This window comes from Listeria immobilis, assembly GCF_014322845.1.
Classification (GTDB): Bacteria; Bacillota; Bacilli; order Lactobacillales; family Listeriaceae; genus Listeria; species Listeria immobilis.
Genome location: NZ_JAASUA010000022.1, coordinates 1 through 4,131 on the forward strand (window position 1 = coordinate 1; position 4,131 = coordinate 4,131).

A 4,131-nucleotide genomic window follows, 5' to 3' on the forward strand; every position below is an offset into this window, starting at 1 on the left:
TCGGTTCCATTTTCATCTACTACCGTCACGTTTTGGATCTCTAATAAGTCATTGATGGAATCTGTGATACTTGCTTGTGTCCATGTAGAAGTCGTGTTGCCAAAGCTTGCATTCACATGCCAATCAAAACTATCATCTCGGTTCGTCAAGTCTTCATGTTGTTTGTCATTCACATCTTTGTGAATAATTGGTTCTTCTGGAGCGTCATTCACAACGACACCAACACGTTCAGGCTCAACTACTTGTAAATTATTAGAAGCAAAAGCAAAGGAGTTCCATGCTGCTCGAGTTTGTTCATCAATAGATCTATTGGTTAAATCTGAACTCAAATCACTTGGTGCCTGCATAGAGAAGCTTAACATGATGTTATCTCCAGTTTTAAATTCTGCATTATCAAGTAAAGTAATCTTAAAGCTATGAATTTGAGTCCAATCAGTCACAGCAATTTCATCGGTCCAATTCGGTTGTTGTGAATCCATAGGATTAACGATTGGATTAGTTGTTTCTGGATAAAGCACATTTTGAGTTAAATCGTCTCTCATTGGATTAGTAGCGGTACTATACGTAATAGCCACTTTTCCAGCCCAAACATCGGGAACCTTAATTGGTCCTGTCATAGTTGGTGTGAATTGACTACCTCGTTGCGAATTATCTGTAATACCTAAATCGCCAATAGATGGAAGTACATCCATTAATACCATTTGATTGATTTGTGTCTCTCCATCATTAGTTAAATTAAGTTGATAATCAATGTTTCCCCCTAATGAAGTGTGGCCAAATTTTGAAAAACCAGTATCCTGATCACCTTTTACTAATTTGGAAGTAGATATTTTGTCCTCACGGATAATATTATATTTGTTCCCTGATATTATTAAATTTTCATCGGTATTGCCATTTTGGTTGATATCACTCGTATCTTGTTTTTTGACAGAGTTAGTGATGGCATCTCCTGTTTGGGTTGGTACATCAAAATCAGTATTTCCAACAGAACCATAAACCATTGTTGTTAAAGTACTTGGTGCATTGTCTGCTATCTTAATGTTAAATTGATAAGAAAGTTGTAAGCCCGGATAAATCGAATCTGCATTCCATTTAATTTCAACTAGTTGCTGTCCAGTTCCGTTATAATTACCATCAACAATTTTTATGGTTCCTTCTGGGTTAATACCAGTGGAAGTACTTTCCCCCCACTCCGTATTTGTTGACACTTGATAAGCTGGGTCATCCGTATCAACTATCACTCCTTTTGGAAGTAGCAACATCTCACTAAGTGGTGCTGTTGCTTGTTTCACTGAAGCACTATCATTAATTAATCGTCCAACAAGGTGATTACTACCTGTTTTAACAATACCATTCTCTTCATCAGTAAAAAATACTGCGCTTTTTAAAATAGGAACTGAGTTAGGTGGTGGCGGAATGATGGAAGCTGTTCTCGTACCCGTCCCAGTAGAAACATCATTTGCATCCGTACTGTTATCCCAAGCTACTTGTTTGCCCTCAGCATTATATCCGACAACATCATAGTTGACAGTATTAGCAACATTCCCTGTGTAGCCTTCTTTCACACTGTAATACATAGAAACGTAATTATTTGTACCGGCCCCTCGGTTAACATAACTATACCTAATATTACTGATATGTGCGTTAGCAGAATAACCATAATCCGCTAAACTATATGTTCCTTTACCAGCGTTTGCAACTAACAATGTTTCTTCTCCATCAATAGTCACATAAATATTTGCTTTTGGCTCTGTTGAAGCATCTAAACCAACTGCATCAGGGGGCAAAGCATCTGGATTAAAATCTGAATTTCCTACTACAATTTTGTTCAAATTTAAATTATCATCTATATTATATGTGACATCATATTTATCAAATGGGATTGTACCACTATTAGCAGTATATGCTGGATTAAATAAATCAAAACGTAAAAGTGCACTATCATAAACACTCGGGTTTGGATTTTTGTTATCCCCTGTTCCTATATCACCACTTCCATTAGAAGGTCCTGTATGTGTTGGAAAGTAGACTGCACCACTTGGGGCAGGAACATCATTACCAGCTGGTCCAGCATAAGTTTTGGCTGAAGCATCTTTAGAAATCGTTTGACCACCATAATCCACAGAAGAAACAGAGGCTTTATTGGTGTATCCCGTTGGTTCAGTTATACCTGTATCATAGGTTGTACGAACCTCAATGGTTTTATTGAATAAGGAGTCTCCATCTGCTACTGCTTTTTGTGTATTAATTGTCGGTGCGTCAAATTCCCATGTTACTGTATGTGCATTACTATCATACACACCATTTGAATCATCACTAACATATGTTAATCCTGTTGGTATAGTATCTACCACTTTAATTTTACTACCTTCTTTAAAGTAAAGTAGACCTGTATCTTTTGCGTCTGCATTAACTTTGATAGACCATACACCTGTGTCACCTTCAACAGCTGGATCGCTACTTGTCGTACCATTCTTAAGAGTTTGCTTATATTCTTTGGAAATAGCTAAACTAGAAGAGGATTTTACGGTAACCGATGCATCATCTGTTGCATCTCCAGTAAAATCATCTGCTGTGAAAGTCGCATTGGCAACAAATGTAGTTCCATTTACTGTTTCACCATTTTCAGAATGTGCTTTAATAAGAACTTGCTCTGCTTGTCCAGCATTCAATGTATCAAAATGATATGTCAAGCGATGAGTAGCTGCATCATATGTGGGCGCTATATTGAAAATTTTCAATTCATTTAAATCTTGCGTAAATGAAGCGTTGTTAGGAAGTGTTACTTGGATATTTGCATTATGGTATATAGTTTGACTTCCTGTTACTTTAAAATTCAACGCAAAAACAGCATCCTGTCCAGCTTGAATCGTTTTACTTACAGGCGCAATATCAATATCTGTATTAATATTACCTGATTGAAGTGACGGTGTACCTGCTGAATTTTCTGCAATAATTAGCAATGTATTCGATGTATGTTCCTTTCCATCTACAGTTGTCTTACCAATAAGACCATAATTATCCGCTTTTCCAGCTTTCAATGTTAAGTCAGCAGAATTATCGTTTTTATCCTCCTTCCAAATAATATTTAATTCTGATTTATCTTGGTTAAAAGTCGCTTCCTTGATGTTGTCTTTCAAATCGTTGTCAACAATTTTTTCATAGGATATGCCTTTTGGAATAGCAATTGTTGCAGTGTCCCCACTAGTCTGGGCAATATGAACATCAAAATCCGAGTTCACTTTGACACTTTGATTGTCTGCCGATAACTTAAGTACTTTATCTTCTGTACTTGAGCTATTGTTTGTTGCAGCTGAGGCAGCAATAGGCGTTAGAAACGCTTGGACTATTAATAATAACGCAGCAACACTGGCAAATCCTCTTTTAAATCTAGCCTTTTTGTGTCTAGACATTTTTCCACCCTTTCTTTTTTGTTGCGGAATTTCATAAACCTTTTTCATACAAAATCAGGTGTCATTATGAGATTTACGCTTAATTTTGACTACAACACTCATGTAAGTCTATTATTATATTAACAGGTTGGGCATCTATCGCATGTGTAAATTACACGTTTTTAAATTGTTTTTGTGAACATTGTTAAATTCCACTTAGTTTAATCGGAATTAGATTTAAATATATCGACTTACTTTGTGAAAAAACGAACAAAAATGGCTCCATTACTTATCTTAAAATGAGAACTTTAAGAGTAGACATACAGAAAACGAATGCTTAATTTTTTATTTTTTCTAGTAAATATAAGAAAAAATGTTATAAAAAATTGACAAAATATGTGCATTATTAACAATAAAAAACATAACTCAAAATATTTCTCCCAACTTCATTCATATAACTTTATCAAGCTATAAATTTACCGGTTTAACAAAAAAACGGATTTAGGTGTCCTTTATAAAGGTCCTACCTAAATCCATTTTTCTAATCACTGATATTAAGCTTATTAGTTTATTTTTTATTTTTTCTAGTTGAATGTCTCATGAATAGCGCTATACCGAATAATAGAAGTGCTAATCCGGCTAATATACCACTATTTTGTGTGCTGTCCCCTGTTTTTGGCAAGGAACTTTTTTCTTTCGCTTGTTTGGTAGGTTCTTTTGTCACCGTTGGCTGAATGCT

General features: G+C 35.4%; 2 protein-coding genes. Both read right to left on the minus strand.

The window, feature by feature from the left end; all coding sequences use genetic code 11:
- Positions 1-3,413: adhesive domain-containing protein (locus tag HCJ45_RS14890; protein ID WP_221637532.1), on the minus strand; the 3,413-nt coding region annotated here is incomplete at its 3' end.
- Positions 3,414-3,960: 547 nt separating this feature from the next.
- Positions 3,961-4,116 (minus strand): LPXTG cell wall anchor domain-containing protein, encoded by a 156-nt coding sequence (locus HCJ45_RS15215; RefSeq protein ID WP_185398431.1) that lies wholly within the window; start codon positions 4,114-4,116, stop codon positions 3,961-3,963.
- Positions 4,117-4,131 lie beyond the last annotated feature (15 nt).